The sequence below is a fragment of the Rhodovastum atsumiense genome, from assembly GCF_937425535.1.
Taxonomy (GTDB): Bacteria; Pseudomonadota; Alphaproteobacteria; order Acetobacterales; family Acetobacteraceae; genus Rhodovastum; species Rhodovastum atsumiense.
Genome location: NZ_OW485601.1, coordinates 4544931 through 4561070 on the forward strand (window position 1 = coordinate 4544931; position 16140 = coordinate 4561070).

12 protein-coding genes and 1 pseudogene are annotated in these 16140 nt (G+C 60.1%); 10 read left to right on the forward strand and 3 right to left on the reverse strand.

From position 1 onward, the window contains the following. From NBY65_RS20475 to NBY65_RS20505, 7 genes and pseudogenes are all read left to right on the forward strand, one after another. On the forward strand, positions 1–1047 hold the full coding sequence (locus NBY65_RS20475) for a 4Fe-4S dicluster domain-containing protein (RefSeq protein WP_150045057.1): 1047 nt from the start codon (positions 1–3) through the stop codon (positions 1045–1047). Then, positions 1044–1868: an FAD/NAD(P)-binding protein gene (locus NBY65_RS20480; protein ID WP_150045055.1), complete on the forward strand. Its 825-nt coding sequence runs from the start codon at positions 1044–1046 to the stop codon at positions 1866–1868. The genes NBY65_RS20475 and NBY65_RS20480 overlap by 4 nt, the downstream gene beginning before the upstream one ends. Positions 1869–2068: 200 nt before the next feature. Then, positions 2069–2794, forward strand: coding sequence for a 2Fe-2S iron-sulfur cluster binding domain-containing protein (locus NBY65_RS20485; protein WP_150045043.1), 726 nt, complete (start codon positions 2069–2071; stop codon positions 2792–2794). Positions 2795–2874: 80 nt separating this feature from the next. Continuing rightward, on the forward strand, positions 2875–4602 hold the full coding sequence (locus NBY65_RS20490; RefSeq protein ID WP_150045041.1) for an FAD-binding protein: 1728 nt from the start codon (positions 2875–2877) through the stop codon (positions 4600–4602). A gap of 19 nt (positions 4603–4621) precedes the next feature. After that, positions 4622–5035 (forward strand): 4Fe-4S dicluster domain-containing protein, encoded by a 414-nt coding sequence (locus NBY65_RS20495; RefSeq protein WP_150045039.1) that lies wholly within the window; start codon positions 4622–4624, stop codon positions 5033–5035. Positions 5036–5107: 72 nt separating this feature from the next. Further along, positions 5108–5862 (forward strand): annotated as a pseudogene (locus NBY65_RS20500) (integrase core domain-containing protein). Between the two features lie 91 nt (positions 5863–5953). Next, positions 5954–7081 (forward strand): acyltransferase family protein, encoded by a 1128-nt coding sequence (locus NBY65_RS20505; protein WP_162530845.1) that lies wholly within the window; start codon positions 5954–5956, stop codon positions 7079–7081. 34 nt (positions 7082–7115) lie between these two features. On the opposite strand, the gene tnpC is transcribed toward NBY65_RS20505, so the two are convergent. From tnpC to NBY65_RS20520, 3 genes are all read right to left on the reverse strand, one after another. After that, positions 7116–8468: an IS66 family transposase gene (gene tnpC / locus NBY65_RS20510; protein ID WP_250265707.1), complete on the reverse strand. Its 1353-nt coding sequence runs from the start codon at positions 8466–8468 to the stop codon at positions 7116–7118. A 430-nt stretch (positions 8469–8898) separates the two neighbouring features. Continuing rightward, positions 8899–10218, reverse strand: a complete 1320-nt coding sequence (locus NBY65_RS20515) for a hypothetical protein (protein ID WP_150039490.1) — start codon at positions 10216–10218, stop codon at positions 8899–8901. Next, complete coding sequence (locus NBY65_RS20520) at positions 10215–11366, reverse strand: glycosyltransferase family 2 protein (RefSeq protein ID WP_150039491.1); 1152 nt, start codon at positions 11364–11366, stop codon at positions 10215–10217. Before NBY65_RS20520 ends, NBY65_RS20515 begins: the two co-directional genes overlap by 4 nt. Positions 11367–11890: 524 nt before the next feature. Here NBY65_RS20520 and NBY65_RS20525 point away from each other — a divergent pair. From NBY65_RS20525 to NBY65_RS20535, 3 genes are all read left to right on the forward strand, one after another. After that, positions 11891–12091, forward strand: a complete 201-nt coding sequence (locus tag NBY65_RS20525) for a hypothetical protein (protein ID WP_150039492.1) — start codon at positions 11891–11893, stop codon at positions 12089–12091. A 1905-nt stretch (positions 12092–13996) separates the two neighbouring features. Continuing rightward, on the forward strand, positions 13997–15070 hold the full coding sequence (locus tag NBY65_RS20530) for a hypothetical protein (RefSeq protein ID WP_150039493.1): 1074 nt from the start codon (positions 13997–13999) through the stop codon (positions 15068–15070). 15 nt (positions 15071–15085) lie between these two features. After that, entirely contained in the window at positions 15086–15949 is an 864-nt protein-coding gene (locus tag NBY65_RS20535; protein ID WP_150039494.1) for a vWA domain-containing protein, read from the forward strand. The last annotated feature ends 191 nt before the right edge of the window (positions 15950–16140 follow it).

Below are 16140 nucleotides of genomic sequence, written 5' to 3' on the forward strand. Positions count from 1 at the left end.
ATGGAAGTGATATTGAGAAAAGACGGACTCCAGCGATGGATTGCAACCCTGCACGATTGCGCGAAGGTCTGGGCTCCCGGCTGCGTCGAGAATACCTGGGAGTTCACGAGGGTGCGGCCCGGTTCAAAAGTGGCTCTGGATTTCCCGAACACCGTTCAGTCGGCGAAGGCGTTTGTGTTCCCGCAGTGCGAGGTGCTCTACCACTTCCGGATCGAGACGGGCAGGGCGCCGGAGCTTACGGAGGCGGAGCCCGAACTCGAGCCGGTGGTGTTGCTCGGCGTGCGCCCTTGCGACGGCAGGGCAATGGTTCGCAACGACAGGGTATTCAAAGGCGGTTTCCCGGATCCCTATTACCAGGCGAGGCGTGACAACGTCATCCTCGTTGGCCTCGCATGTCGTACCCCGCCTTCGCCAAACTGCTTCTGCGTCTCGGTCGGGGGCTTGCCCCATTCCGAAGACGGCCTCGATGTCCTGATGACCGAGCTTGACGGGCGCTATCATGTTAAGGCGCTCACGGTCAGGGCACGGGACATGCTCGGCCGTGCCGGCGATCTGTTCGAAGACGCCAAAGCACCCGACAGGGCGGATGTTGCGGATGCCCACGCGATTGCGCTCGAGCACCCGCAGCGGTCCCTGTCGTCGATGGAGGCGGTGGCTGCGGCGCTGAAGCTCAACTTTGATTCCCCGCTCTGGGACAAGCTCGCCCAGGCCTGCATCAGTTGCGGCGTGTGCACCTATCTCTGCCCGAGTTGCCATTGTTTCGACATCAACGATGAGGTTACGAGCAAATCGCCGTTGGCCGGCATGCGCGTGAGGACGTGGGACAACTGTCAGTTCCCGGATTTCACCATGCACTCGTCGGGCCACAATCCGCGCGAGGACACGGGGGGGCGGCTGAGACAAAGGATTTGCCACAAGCTTTTGTACTTCGTTGAGAATCACGAGATGCAGCAATGCACCGGTTGCGGCCGCTGCATCACGTATTGTCCGGTCGGGATAGACATCGTCCAGGTCGCAAAGGCCATGCAAGACGAGGTGCGGCCATGAGCGAGAATCCCTACTTCCCGCGCCTTGCACGCATCACGCATATCAGGGAGGAGGTGCCGGGAGCGCGCGCGATCAGGACTTTCCGTGTAGAGTTCGTGGACGGCCGCGGCTTCGATCACGAGCCCGGCCAGTGCGCCATGATCTCGGTCTTCGGCAAGGGCGAATCGATGATCTCGATCGCTTCGGCACCGATGATCACGGAATACAAGCAGTTCTCGATCATGCGCTCGGGCCGGGTCACCGCGGCCATCCACGACATGGCGGTCGGCGACGTCATCGGCGTGCGCGGCCCTTACGGCAACAGGTTTCCGGTCGCCGATTGGAAAGGGCGCAATCTCGTCTTCATCGGCGGCGGTTGTGGTTTGGCCCCGATCTGGCCTGTGATCCAGACCGCGGTAACGAAACACAGTGAGTTTGGCAAGATCACCGTCTTCTACGGCGGGCGCACCTCGCGTGACATCATGTACGCGGCCGAGTTGGAGAAGCTGCGCGGTGAGGCCGACGTACACCTCTCGATCGACTCACCGGAAGATGGCTGGGAAGGCTATTGCGGCTTTGTGCCCGCCAACGTGATGGCCAAACCACAGAAGGCGGAAAACACCATCGCCATCACTTGCGGCCCGCCCATCATGATCAAGTCCGTGATTGGCAACTTACTTAAGATGGGATTCAAAGGTGAGCAAATCTACACAACAATCGAGAATAAGATGAAGTGTGGAATCGGAAAATGCGGACGCTGCAATGTTGGGAGGAATTATGTCTGCACGAGTGGGCCGGTCTATTCATGGGCGCAACTCAAGGGGGTGCCGCAGGAATATTGATTGTTAGACGTAATCGCAATGATCATGTGCATATTATTCCTATGATGATTTATTTGTTCGGCGCGCTCGAATTCCAATGCCTGTGTCGGTGACGTCTGATGCGGCATGAATTTCAATCTAATAAATCTATATTCTGATATCATCACAATCGTGACCTTGCGCAAAAATGGTGCTCCGCGAAGCCATGATGGGAATTAGGGATGAGACAGGAAAGCCATCTGCAAGAGGAAAGTGGCAAGCGCGAGCACGTTGGCGCGCACATGGTGAATGTGTACATCAACGGCAAGAGACATGTCGTGCCTGAACACGCCACGATCATGCGCGCCATCGAATATGCCGGGCACCAGATCATCCGTGGCGCGGGCTGCCGCGAAGGCTTCTGCGGAGCTTGCGGTACCATTTACCGCCTGCCGGGCGACTACAAGCTCCATACCGGCCTGGCCTGCACCACCCTCGTCAAGGAAGGAATGTCGCTCACGCAGATCCCGTCCGTGCCGATGGAAAAGGCAGTCTATGATCTCGAAAAGCTGACCCCCGATGTCACTGCGATTCTGCAGGTCTATCCTGTCACGTTTCGCTGCGTCGCCTGCGGCACCTGCACCAAAGCCTGTCCACAAGGCTTGCCGGTGATGGACTATATCCAGGCGGCTCTGCGCGGCGATGTTGCTGCAGTTGCGGACATTGCGTTCGATTGCGTCGGCTGTGGTCTTTGCGCCTTGCGTTGTCCTGCAGAAATTATTCAACACGAAGTCGGGATCCTTTCCAAGCGCCTCACCGGGAGGTACTTGCGTAAAAAGAGTAATGAGCTCAACGACAGAATCGAAGAGATCCAGTCCGGCAAATACGACGTCGAATACAGGAGCCTTGAGGCGATGGACAAATCTGCTTTGGCCAAGTTGTATTACGCGCGCGATATCGAGCGTTGAGCAAGCCGTCGACGACCTGCGCGCCCCTTTCCTGACGATGACAACGACGATTCCGCATTGGCCGCTTCTGGGAGTGGGACATGTATCCTGACTATCTGGCCGGCTATGTGAAGAAGGTCGCGCAGACGCGGCACAAGCGGCTGGAGCTGGCGCTGACGGGCGAGCCTGTTTTCCCGCCGATGACCGCAGAGGAACGGGAAGACGTTCTGGCAAAGTACCATCCGGATTATTCAAAGGGAGCGAAGCGGGCGGTTCGGGTCGGCCCCAACAAAGGGGAGGAGATGACGACGGAGGTCGCCGTTCTCCTGGAAGCGCACTCCATGATCCGTCCGAAGCTCCTGGAGCTGGGTCTGAGGGAACCCGATTACGAAACCGACCTCCTCGTTATCGGCGGCGGCGGTGCAGGATGCTGGGCCGCTATCTCGGCCGCACGCCAAGGCATGAAATCGCTTATCGCCACCAAGCTACGTCTGGGCGACGCCAATACGATGATGTCCGAAGGGGGTATGCAGGCCGCCATCTCGCGTACGGATTCGCCGACGCGTCATTATCTCGACGCCATGGGCGGCGGTCACTTCGAGAACGACCCGGCGCTCGTGCGCGTGCTGACCGAGGATGCACCCGGGATCGTACGGGAACTGGAGAACCTGGGCGTCATCTGGGACAAGGAGCGCGATGGCAGTATGCAGGTGCTGCACGGCGGCGGCACATCGCGCAGGCGTATGGTTTCTTGTCGGGATTATATCGGCGCCATGATCATGCGCACGCTAATGGACGAAGTGCGCAACCGTCCCGATTTGATTTCCATTCGTGAGTTCGAACCTGCTGTTGAGCTGATTCTCGACGACAACGGCCATTGTGCAGGCGCTGTCCTCTACAGTCTCGATACCGAGCAGTTCCTGATCGTGCGGGCCAAGGCCACGGTCATTGCGACAGGTGGTTTCGGGCGCCTTCACATCCGCGGCTTCGCTACCACCAACCATTATGGGGCCACGGGCGATGGTCTCGTGATAGCTTACCGTGCCGGCGCCAAGCTCAAGTTCATGGACTCCGTACAGTACCATCCGACCGGCGCAGTGTTCCCCGAACAGATTGCAGGCTTTCTCATCACTGAAAAAATCCGCGGTGCGGGGGGACAGCCTCTCAACAAGTTCGGCGAACTGTTTGTCTTCCCGCGCGAGCCACGCGATGTCGAAAGCGCTGCAATAATCCGCGAGTGCAGCCACGACCGCAACAACGGTATCGACACGTATGTCGGCCGCACCGGCATCTGGCTCGATTCTCCAATCATCGACATGATTCACGGCGAAGGCTACATACGCCGCCATTTCCCCGGCATGTGCCGCCAGTTCAACCGCTTCGGCATCGACATCGTGGAAGAGCCGATGCTGATCTATCCGTCGCTGCATTATCAGAACGGTGGCATCGCGATCAACGAACGCTGCGAGACCAACATCCCTGGCCTCTATGTCGCCGGCGAGGCATCGGGGGGTGTCCATGGGCGCAACCGGCTGATGGGAAACTCCGTGCTTGACTATAATGTCTTCGGCCGACGCGCCGGGCAGAACGCTACCGAATACGCCAGGACGGCGAAGCTCGGCAAGCTCAGGCTGGATCATGTCGCCGAGCACGCGCGCGAACTCAAGCGGGAAGGCATCGAGACGGACATCATCTCGCCGCTGATTCTGCCGTCCTACACGCCGGAGGACGTAAAGATTCAGCAGCTCGCGCGCCTCGGCAACATCCCCGCGCTGCACTCCATGCTGCGCAGCAGGTTCACGCCTCAGGAGCGGAGGACACGCCCATGATCACGGCAGGAGCAGCGCCATGAGCGTGAAGATCGGCGGAGATGGTGCCAGAGCGAAGATTTTCATCGAGACAATCGAACGCATGAGTCATCAGCAAATTCTGGCCTGCTATCAATGCGGCAAGTGCTCAGCGGGATGCCCCATGGCGAAATACATGGACATCCTTCCTCACCAGATGATCCGGTTTGTGCAACTCGGCCTCGAGGATGAGCTTCTTGGTTCAGAGGCGATTTGGATGTGCGTGTCCTGCCTGACCTGCAATACCCGCTGCCCGAAAGGCGTACGCATCGCAGAGATCATCGAGGCCGTCAGGCAACTTCGGCTGCGTGACAATCGCAATGATCATCTTGATTTGCACAGGCTGTCCGCGGGGGCGCTGGCAGAACTGCCGCCCATTGCCGTCATCGGGAGCATGCGGAAGGGCACTTCGTAAGCAAAACCTGCCTGCCTGGGCGGGACTGTCTTGAGATTGGGAAAGGCCGCCCGGGACTGAGTTGATCCCTGGATCGCGGGCAGTTGGATAAGGGCGACGGTGGCTCTGAACACGATCCGTGGCGAGTTGATGGTGGCGCAACTGGTGGCCAGGCACGGGGACATCAGCCGGAGGCGAGAGATGATCGAGCCTAAGCATCCGCGGCTGTCGATGGTACAGCCATGCGCGTTGGTCTCGATTAGCCGGTCAGCCTACTGCGGGGGGGGGAGGGTGAGGGTTTCCCGAATCTGGAGTTGATGCGGCTGATCGATGCACAGTTCCTGGGGACGCCATGGTATTTCAGCCGCCAGATGGCGCGACATCTGCGGCGCCTGAGCCATATGATTGGCCGCAAGTGGGTACGGCAGATGAGCCTGATCGCGGTGCATCAGTGGCTGAAGACGACAATGTCCCATCCGGAGCACAAGATCTGGCCTTATCTGCTGCGCAACGAGGTGATCGATCGGATGGGCCAGGTTTGGTGTGCTGTCATTGCTTGCGTTGCCATGTGGCGTGGGCTCCTTTCTCTGGTCGTTGGGATGGGCTGGAACCGCCGGGTCAACAGTGCTTTCATCGAGCGGCCTGGGCGGTCGCTGAAGCATGAGTGCGGCTGCCTGAACGCGGTCGAAGCCGGCAACGAGGTACGCGCCGGGCTGGCGAGCTGGATCGGCTCCGACAATGCTGCACGTTCTCATTCGGCACTCGGCAGGCGAACCCCGGCCGAGGCCCATGCGGGCTTCCGGGCGGCCGCGGGTTGCTGCGACCCGGGCCAAGCTGCCCCAGGCTGACAAACTGTCCGGGACCCCGGGGCCAGCTCACTATGGAAAGCCGTTCCGGGAACTCGATACCGATCATGCGACATGTACAAAAGGAGGCAAGATGACCCCATTCCACACAGAGACCCCTGCTGGCATCGCGGCCCGGCAGGCCGCTCCCGACTTCGTTCGTGGAGTCGCTATTGTACTGATGGTCTATGGTCATCTGACCCACATCGGGTCAATGGCGGCAGTTCAGAATGAGCTTGTTTCGTGGATATATACTTTTCATATGCCGGCTTTTTTGTTCATTTCAGGATATTTTTTTAAAGTTGATGGTGATTTCAAGGATCGCATCGTGCGGCTGGGGCGCCGGCTGGTGATCCCGTATCTGCTGTTCGTCACTATATATCTGCTTGGCTTGCTGGCGGCGCGCGATCTTGGGTTACATTCAAACAACCCGCCACCTTCATCGACTATCGAGATATTTCAGATTCTGTTCTTGCACGCACAGCATCCTCGTGGTGCGTATTGGTTCATATATACTTTAATCGTTGTCCAATTTTGTTTTATTTGTGCATGGTTTGCAAACGTTAGGTTTTATCTTCCGGCCGGAAGCTGGATCGTCATTGCCGTGGTTCTGCTCGCGCTGGCGTGTCATGCTGGCCTGCTCTGGTTTTCGGCGGTTCCCTATTTCCTGCTTGGCATGACGTTTGCCCTTAACCGCGCCCCCATACCCGCCTCGTTCGGGGTTGGCCTCTTCGGGATCATTTCGATCCTCTTGGTGGCGCCTTCGGAAATATTTTCATTCTCCTTCATTAAAATCGCCTGGTGCCTTGCGGCTGTCGCCACTCTTGCAGCGCTCAGCAGCGTGGTTGGAGGTCATGCCGCCAGATTTTTCGCGTGGCTCGGGCGAAATACGTTGATCATATTGCTCTGTCATTCCTTGTTCGTGTTGCTGATGAAGCCGTTAGGTAAGCTGTTCCTGCTTGTTGACCCGACAGGCATTCTCTATGCGGTCGTTGTAACCGTGGTGACGGTGATCGGGTGCCTCGCGGTCGCCGCGTTCTTCGACCGCGCCGGTCTATCGGAATGGATATTTGGAACGATGCAGATCTATTCGCCTCACAACAAGACGAGTTCTGTTGCAAAATTGACAAGAAGTGGCGGCAATGAAATGATCGATGTTCAGGAAGAAGGCAAGAACGCAGGGTGGCAGCCTTCAAGGGATAGTACTTCACGGGCGGGCTGAACGTAATTGCTCACCGGGTTGGCTGACGCTGGGTTCAGGCGATGGCGAACGAACCGTCGATGAGAGCGCGGACGGCGTTGAGAGCGGTGGTTCCTTTCAGGCGGGCCGTCCCGGTGACCGATCGGTAGCCGGCGTGGACCTTGGCACCCCAGGCTGAGCGGAACCCGTTGGTGACCTTGCGGAACACCACGGAGGGCCGGATTTCCTGCTCGCTAATGTTGTTGGTCGGCGGAACGCGCCGGTCATGCAGGAAGACGAAGAACTTGTTTCGCCAGGCTTTGATCTGCCGCTGCAATTCGCGTCCGGCCGGATGAGCGGCCGGTATGCCGAGCAGGCGATCCAGGCGCCGCTCGGCCTGGCCGGCGTAGACGGCGAGCGTGCTGTCCTTGAGGGATGGTCGACGCTTGCCGATCCGGATCGCCCAGCGCAGATGGTCGCGGATCTTCGGAGCGCACACCGTGTCGCCGCAGTCGATGGCGTATTGCACGTCACGCAGGACGTGGGCGAGGCAGACCTGATGGGTCTGGCCCAGTTCCTGCTGCCCGGCGTAGCGATCTGAAACCCATACCTCGGGCCGGTGGCCATCGAGCACCGCCTCGGCCACGGCGCGTCCCCGCCCTGGCGCGATCTCGTGCAGGATCGCCTGCTCGGAGACGAACACCCACTGCCAATGGGTGACGCCGTCGATGCGGGTGGTGGTCTCGTCCGAGGCGATGACGCGGGCCTGCAGCAGCTTCGCCTTGATGGCCGCGCAAGCCGTGTCGAGCTTGCCTGCCATCCGGCGGAAGGCATTGGCGATCGCCCCTTCCGAGATGGAAAGCCCGAACAGCTCCTGGCACATCCGCGACAGGCGCTCGAAGCCGACGTGGTGGCTGTGGTGCAGGTAGGCCAGCAGGGCGTGGATCCCCGGTCCGAACGGCGTGCCCGGTGGCATGCCCGCCGGCGTCGGGGCGCGATAGCGCCGGCCGCAACCGCGACACCGTCCGCCGAACACTTCGACCCGCGTCACCTGCGGGCGGACGACAGGAAGGTCGACGTGGTCGTAGCGCTCGCGGCACTGCTGCGCCGTCTCGGCCACGGCCGTTCCGCAGTGCGGGCAGGCCTCGACCAGGCAGCGTTCCGTCTGATCGGGGGTGTCCGCCAGGGGCCGCGCCGCCCCCGGTCGCGAGGGGCGGGGTTTGCGCGACTGCTTCCGCTCCCGGTTCTTGCGCCCCGGGCCATCCTGGGACGGCGGAAGGCTGGAATTCGACGACGTCTTCCGCGGTTTGCCAACCAGCGCTTCCAACTCGGCGATCCGCGCCGCCATGCGCTCAATCAGCGCCGCCTGCTCCAGCAGCAGTGCGTCCTTTTCAGCCTCGGTCAGCCGGATGCGAGGAGGTGTCGGCATCCGGATTTTGATTCACATCTCAGCGCCCAGCGCAACCCCCTCCCGCCAACCCCGTGAGCAATCACTCGATCGGTGCACCTGCTTTCCCGTCCCGACCTGGCAGTGCCCCGGCCACGGCGCGCAGCGAAGGGGAAGAGAGGAGCAGAGCCGCTCGGAGCCACGCGCAGCACTGCGAGCATGGCGAGAACGGCGAGCACCGGACCTTCCCCGCAGCGAGCCCCGTGGCAGGCTCAGCCCTGGTTGGAGGTGAGCCACATCCGAACCACGCACCGTCAGCACAGTCGGGATAGGGGAATATTCGTTACGAGAGACAAGCGGCAACTACGTTGACACGCACCGCGGCCAACCACATGGCCTGGCTGCCACAGATGCCGCGGCATCTGTGGCAGCCAGGCCGGGGCGTTTCCAGGGAAATCAGAATTAGCGAAGATTATTTCTGTGGAACACTCAGGCAGAATCGTTCAACAGTTTGACAAATTATCATGCCTGGTGAAAATTCTTCGATGTGTTTTTCCTGCATATTGCCCGACCAGACGAATCGAGTGCGGGCAAAAATACGACTCATCCACCAAGAGAGCCCCTCGGGGGCGCCCCCGCGTTCGAACATGGAATTTCCAAAAATGAGCAATGTCTGAGGAGATAACGGACAGCGAGCACGCCATTCCATCACAGTATCCCCATGCCCTTGTTTAGGAGTGTCAATATAGGTCAGCTCCGGTGTATCGAGGGCAAACTCCCAGTCTTCGGCGGGAGCTAATTGGTGCTCTAACATGTCGCCTTGGAAGAATTTTTTGCCAAGATCTCCGCTGCGTGATTGCTCGAAAAAATTTTTACAAAAAATATCTTTTTGCAATCCAATTTTTTCACAAAATTTTCTTATTATTTCTTCGGCTCCAAAATAAGAGAGGTGGCTATCCACTTTTCGGAATGGATGAATTCCACGTTTGATGATTAGATCTCGAAGAATGCTCCAGCAGTCGATGAAAAATGGCTCTGATTTTAAATCGTGCGTAATGGCTGTGAGGAGTTTTGTTGGCGTTTCCAACCGGGTTGGAAAGAACTCTGGCATTATGGATTGTTTTTCTGGAATAATCATTTGGAAGAATTGGATGCCGCGGGTCGCGCAGTAATCTTGCCGCGCCCGTATCGTGGTCAACCACCGCTTCGTTGTGGGAGAATCTTCGGAATTAGTATATTGGCTCAATACATTATTGGAGCCTCCGACGAGAAATAAGAAACCATCTCGGCCAATGGTAACTTCGCTGTCGTGGCTGGTGGCACCACGTTGTACAATGATGCTTTCCTGTGCCTGCGTGGTCGATGTGGTATCCAGGAATGACCTGATCGCCTCACGTGCACGCTTGGCATTTTGGGCATCCTGGAGCGTTGCCAAATCTACTTTGCCTTTCAGGCGACCTACAAGATGAAGGGTGATAATTTCTAGAACGGTTTCCTCGCGACGGTCCCAAAAACGGAGCGTCAGCACTTCGCCGGCCGCTTCAGCGTTCAAGGACAGGCCGCCCCACCACAAGGCCGCGAGGTCTTCTACGGAGGGGAGGACAAGTCTGAAGCCGCAACCGGGGGTGCCGTTGATGTCGCGGTCGGTGGTGTTGATTGCGATATCATCTCGACCGGCAAGCGTAAATTTATCTACGGGCCGCGCGCCTTCTGAACCAACATGCCGCGCCCAACCACTCAGCGTGACGCTCCTGCCATTCATGCCAGCGTAATCGATGGCGCCGTGGATCATGCTGCCCCCCTCAACTTTATGCGGCGTTCTTCCAGAATTGCCCCCCAGTTCATCTTCGCCAGAGCCGTCGCGAGAGAAGGCAGGCATTGTCCTGAGGTGGAATTGATAAGTGCTGCGCGATCAGTGCCTTTTTCCGCAATGGCGGGCGGTTCGCCCGCCATCCGCAGATAGGCTTGAGCGTACCTTTTCACATCCGCTGGCGTATCTCCTGCTTCGGCTAAAAGGGCAATTCTTGCTTCCTGCTCCGGGCCTTTTTTAGTATTTACGACACCTTTTCCAATAAGATGTTGCAATGCACGCTCGCGCATCACGTGTTGCGGTAAATTTCTTAAATGTAGTACAAAAATTTCCCCGAATGAATCGCCATTAATGAATGGCAAGACCTGTGGAACATGTAAGTTATGACCGAGATGACCAATTGAAAAAATAATGTCATGACGGGCTATCGCCTTACCGGCTATGGTTCCACCAAAAAGCTCTTTAGTGGATGTATCGATGCTACAGATATTTTCAGGACCATCCGATCCATTGATTGCGGTGACCCAGATGCCGCAAAACATTGGTAAATTACGATTGCGCAGAACCTGTTTGACAAACTGGCTTGAAAATAAGCCGCCGACCCGCGCGAATAGAAATTCATCGGCATCAAGGATGGTCAGGTAACGGCAGTTTGCCGCAAGCAAACGGAAAAAATCGGCATTGGCCGAGGGGTTATGTATGTCATCGTAATGGCGACGATAATCAAAAATCATAATTTTTGAGGAATAACTTTTTAATTTTGCGATATAGGTGGGATCTTGAGAGCCGCAATCAAGTATAATGATGTTATCAAACCCAACAATAGCTGCATGATGAGCGATCCATGCGTCAATTAAGTAAGGTTCATCTTTTGCTTTTAAGATTATCTTGAGTAATGTATCACGTCCAGGCGCCCACTCGTATCCTTCACGTCGGCCTACGGTCAGCCAGTGAATGTAGGCTTCCTCTTGGTTTTTAAAAAAAGCTCCAGAACTGGAAAAGTATATGCTTTGAGAAAAAAGTGGAGTACGGTGCCTGATGCCATAGCGCGTCAAGCCGATTTGCCGGAGTTCCGGTTTTTCAAGCAAAGCAAAGTAAGTATCATAGGGCAGAGAGGGGGGCTTGGTCATGCATCATGCCTTCTGGCGCCGAAGCGCGCATTATGGTTAACGAGTATGACATAGGGCGCTGATTTGGAAGAGCATTTTTGTTCATGACACCCATCCTGCCGATTGGAACATCAGGACCCGTCCGGAGATTGACCTGGAATGATGTTGCAATGATAAAATGAGCCATTCCAATCTTTTCTGGTGGGGCTGGTTGACCGGTGCGCCGGGGGGCGTGATGTCGGCGACCACCATTCTCTCGGTCTCGCAAAGACGGGGAGATGTCGCGATGGCCTGGACCGAATATCACGCGACCCGAATATCGGCGTGGCGGCCTGCGCTACACCAGCGCCACCACCGGGGCCGAATGGCGGTGATCGCGCCACTGTGGCTGCTGGCAGGGGCGGGCGGACCCGCGAAGCCAGCCTGTGGAAGGCTGGTGAACGCTCTCTTCATCCCATCGTCCGATCCGACTGCCAGTGGCGCCTGCTGCCCAGGGACTTCTCGCCCTTCACCATCTTGCGGCGCTACCTCTGCGCTTGGCGTAGTTGCATCCGGCGCGGCCGGTCTTCGCGCTCGATCCCGGTCAGTGCCTGGAATTCGCGCAGGTGGTGTTAATCGGGCGCAACGCCGTGCTGCAGTCTTCCTTCATCGCGTGGCGGCAGGTGATCGGCTGCCTCGTTCAGGTTCGCCACTGGCTGCAAGGTCGTGCCGGGTTGGCCCGGCTGCCCGTTGCTCCGGTGGCTTGATCGCTTGCGTCAATACGCACCCGTTCGGGTTGCTTCTTCAGCCAGCCACTGGACGGTGGCTTGCTGCGGTTGTCGCTGTCCAGGCCAGGTCAGCGCTCCAGCGCCGGAAGCCGCTTCCGCAGGGCGAGGGGCCTTCTCGGCCTGCGAGTCGGCGGTCTCGCGCGCATGATGGGCTTCCTGGGCCAGCGGGAGCGCAATGACGTTTCGCTTCGAGAGTTGACGCTAGCCGCCTGCATCCATCGAACAGTTGCAGCGGCAAGTCTTGCCCGAGGTCAATCGAAATCCACTCCGGGCACCACACCAGTCGTCAAAATATCCATTATCCAGTTTGTTCTATTTTACTATCTCGTATAAGAGGATTGTGCGTTTCAGAAAATCAACCTAAGCAGCCGCCGGGGAACATAGGTTCTAGTACAAATGGTACGGTGAGAGTATCCTTTGGATCTCTAGATCATGCTGGTCATTTTTGCCAAATTCCCAGCGACCAGACGGAGTGGATATGAAAGCTCCAACCGTGAGGTCACAGTATGCGCGCCAGTGACACATATATCGTGCAAGGTACGATGCTGTGTTGTTCCGGAGCGCGATGCCGTGTAGTTCCAGATTACAATCAATCAACCAGTTAGGAGCAAGTCATGTCTCATGAACTGATCGAGCTGAGCGACGCCGAACTCGTCTCCGTCTCCGGTGGTTTTGCATGGGCTCGCGCCGGTGCGGCGGCTGACTCAAACGCCGGTGGGCCTCATTTTGCCGCTACCCGTACCTTCACCGCCACCAACACTTTGGCAGTCAGCGCCCCTGGCGCCTCGGTTGCGTCTTCCGGGTCGAGGTCCGGATCGGCCGCGGTGGCGTACTAACGGATTTAACGGCGTTCTTTTTCGGCTCCTTCCCGGCGCTGGCCGCCGGGAAGGACGACCTCGTCGGCGCAAGGCACGGGCCGCGGCGGACTGACGGGAGCACGCGCCTTGGCGACGGCGTAACGCGCCGGGCGCAAGGGCATGTGACGGACGCGGCCGGCATGATCACGGGTACCTGCGCGCGTGGGAGTCCCGGACGGCAATCTTAGGGAGCCAACAAACCATGTATGACAAAATGATAGAACTCAACGACACCGATCTGGAGAGCGTCGCGGGAGGTGGGGCGTCTGCTTCCGTTTGGGGGTCAGTGACAGCCTCTGCGAACGGGGCTCATGCTGCCGTTTCCCTGACCCGGGGTATTACCTCTACTGTCGCAAGCAGCGCTGGCCCCATCTCGGCCGCGATTGCCGCGGGGGTGTTCGCAGGAATTTCGGCGGCGTATTAACGGGTCTAAGCGCCTGCTGCAGAATTCGCGCCAAGCCAGCCAGGCGCAAAACATAGCAGCATATAACAGCACAAGACGGCACACCTGACGCTGTTCCTGATCGGCTCCTTCCCGGCGCAGGCCGCCGGGAAGGCTTGCCAGCGCAAGGCATTGATGGTCAGCGTCACTATCCCATGCGACAGTTTCCTGGGTGAATGATGCGACCCTGGGTTGGCTCGGGGCCGCGAAAACGTGATGGTCCCTGGCGATGACGCCATCCTGGCCGGATCAGGGCCGTGATACGATTGAAACCATCATCCACCCTGAGACGAACCGGTGAGGATTTGCTTGCGTCCTTGACACAGCCTGGCGATTCCAGCCCGGACCACGTGGCGTGAGTGCCAGACCCCCGCGACGCCGCTGAACCGCCATCCTGCAGTTTCCCATGCGGTCCCCATCCGGCGGGGTTTCACCCCGCACCCGACCAGGGCTTCGCCCTGGACCGACCAAGGGCTTCGCCCTTGGAACCCATAATTTCTGTGCCGCGCAGCGAGACTGGGATCCAAGGGCCTTGTGGCCCTTGGTCGGTCAAGGGCGAAGCCCTTGCCTTACGGGCAGGCTCCGGTGACCGCCTTCGAAGGACTGCGCCTCCTGCTCGTCATCAGGAACTCGTCCCTGGCCGCGGCGGCAGGGTTGATTTTCCGCAATGCCATCTCCCTGTTGGAATTGCTGCTGCAGCACGCCGATCCCGCCGATCCCGGCCGCGGCGCCTGCGAGACCTTGCTGCGCGAGCTGCGGCGCATCCTGCCGCCCACCGGCGACGCCGCGGCGGCGCTGCCGGCGCCGGCCCTGCCGCAGGCCTCGGCGCGGCTGTGGGAGCTGGCTGCGCGCATGGCCGCGGACCGGGAGGTCGGCGGCCGGCTGCGCGCCGAGGCCCTGGCCGATCCGGACACCCCCCAGTTCTGGCAGGCGATCGGATTGGCACTGTTCAAGATCCCGCTGCCGGCCGCCGTCGCCTGGCGCGAGCGCTGGGCCGCCGCAACCGGGGAAGCCGGCGCCGCCGCATCGTGGCTGGAACTGCCGTATGACAAGGACGAAACCATCCTGGGCGCCTCTCCGGGGCGGTCGGGAGTGCGGCTGGCGCAGGCGGCAGGGCTCGACCGGCGGCTCGGCGGGGAGGTGCCCGGGACGGGAGATGACCTGGTCGGGCGCATTACCAGCATCTTCCTCTGGCTTGCCGAGAACGACCCGCAGGCCTGGCAGGTGTTCCGGCCGGTCAACCGCTTCGGGCCGGAGGCAGTGAACCCGCGCTACGTCGGGGCCGTGCTCGGCAGCTTCGCGGCCTGGCGCCAGGCCAGGCGGCATGGGGATGCCGTGGCGGCGCTGAAGCAACTGCTGGACCTGGACGAGGCGATCCACTCGTTGTGGGCCTTCCCTCTGCCTGACCGGCGATCGCGCTGGTGCCTGCTGCAAGGGCGCCTGCGCGCCCGGTTGTTCGAGGCCGAGCGGCGGGTGCGCGGGGCATGCCTGCGCGACCTTTCCGGCCTTTCCGTCCGGCAGGTACGCGACTTCGCCGCCGATGATTGTGGCATCGACGCGGGCGCCGCACCCGGAGACGTGCTGGCCTGCCTGCGCGTCCACGCCAGCATCGCCGGCGAAAGCCTGAACGGCCGGGTGATGGTGCAACAGCTCCAGTGAGGGAGAGACGAGGGGATGCCGTACGCAGCCGAAATCAGTCGGACCAACCCGACCTGCATCGTGCTCGTGCTCGACCAGTCGGCGTCGATGGCTGATCGCTTCAGCGGTGCCACGGGCGAGGGCGTCACCAAGGCGGGGCTGCTGGCGGACGTGCTCAACCGCAGCCTGATGGAACTGGTCACCGCTTGCCGCAAGCCCGAGGGCATCCTGGATTATTTCTACGTCGGGGTGCTGTCCTACGCCGGCAACGAGGTGCGGCCCGCGCTCGGGGGCGCGCTGGCGGGCGTGCACATCTCCCCGGTCAGCGCGCTCGGCCGCAGCCCGATGCGGGTCGAGACCCGGCGCAAGCAGGTGCCGGACGGCGCCGGCGGGCTGGTGGAGACCGAGGTGCGCTTCCCGGTCTGGTTCGACCCGGCCGCTTCCGGCAACACCCCGATGTGCCAGGGGTTGGAGACGGCGGCGGAGATGGTGGCCGAATGGTGCGAAAAATATCCGCGATCCTTTCCGCCCACGGTGCTGCATGTGACCGACGGCGAGGCGACCGACGGCGACGAGGCGGCGGTGGAGGCGGCGGCGGGCCGCATCACCGCGCGCGGCACCGATGACGGCACCGTGCTGCTGCTGAACCTGCATGTCTCCGGCGAGGGCGGCACCCCCATCCGCTTCCCCACCGAGGAGAAGGCGCTGCCGGATTCCTATGCGCGCATGCTGTTCCGCATGAGCAGCGTGCTGCCCGAGGAATTCCGGCGCCGTGGCGAGGAGGCGCAGATGCAGCTCGCGCCGGGCTGCCGCGGCTATGTCTACAATGCCGGGATCGAGGACGTGGTGCGCTTCTTCCGGATCGGCACCCGGCCCCGGCTGGCGGCGGCCGATCGCTGACGCCACGTCGATGCGCCCGCGAGGGCCGCGGGAGATGCAGGCTGACCGGAGGTGGGGGGCCAGGGGGGCGCACGGCCATTCAATTGATTTCCGTCAACGACATTCGTCGCGCGGGCGGTTCAAACGAGGCCGGTGGCTGGCCGGCCATGCGCGCGGGATGGCTGCGCGGAACGCCGCCTCAGGACGGAAGC

Bases quoted from the DNA above. Each gene is read 5' to 3' on its own strand.
- NBY65_RS20490 (WP_150045041.1), top strand. From the start codon at position 2,875: ATGTATCCTGACTATCTGGCCGGCTATGTGAAGAAGGTCGCGCAGACG.
- NBY65_RS20495 (WP_150045039.1), top strand. From the start codon at position 4,622: ATGAGCGTGAAGATCGGCGGAGATGGTGCCAGAGCGAAGATTTTCATC.
- tnpC (WP_250265707.1), bottom strand. From the start codon at position 8,468: ATGCCGACACCTCCTCGCATCCGGCTGACCGAGGCTGAAAAGGACGCA.
- NBY65_RS20520 (WP_150039491.1), bottom strand. From the start codon at position 11,366: ATGACCAAGCCCCCCTCTCTGCCCTATGATACTTACTTTGCTTTGCTT.
- NBY65_RS20535 (WP_150039494.1), top strand. From the start codon at position 15,086: ATGCCGTACGCAGCCGAAATCAGTCGGACCAACCCGACCTGCATCGTG.
- NBY65_RS20505 (WP_162530845.1), top strand. From the start codon at position 5,954: ATGACCCCATTCCACACAGAGACCCCTGCTGGCATCGCGGCCCGGCAG.
- NBY65_RS20485 (WP_150045043.1), top strand. From the start codon at position 2,069: ATGAGACAGGAAAGCCATCTGCAAGAGGAAAGTGGCAAGCGCGAGCAC.
- NBY65_RS20475 (WP_150045057.1), top strand. From the start codon at position 1: ATGGAAGTGATATTGAGAAAAGACGGACTCCAGCGATGGATTGCAACC.
- NBY65_RS20480 (WP_150045055.1), top strand. From the start codon at position 1,044: ATGAGCGAGAATCCCTACTTCCCGCGCCTTGCACGCATCACGCATATC.
- NBY65_RS20515 (WP_150039490.1), bottom strand. From the start codon at position 10,218: ATGATCCACGGCGCCATCGATTACGCTGGCATGAATGGCAGGAGCGTC.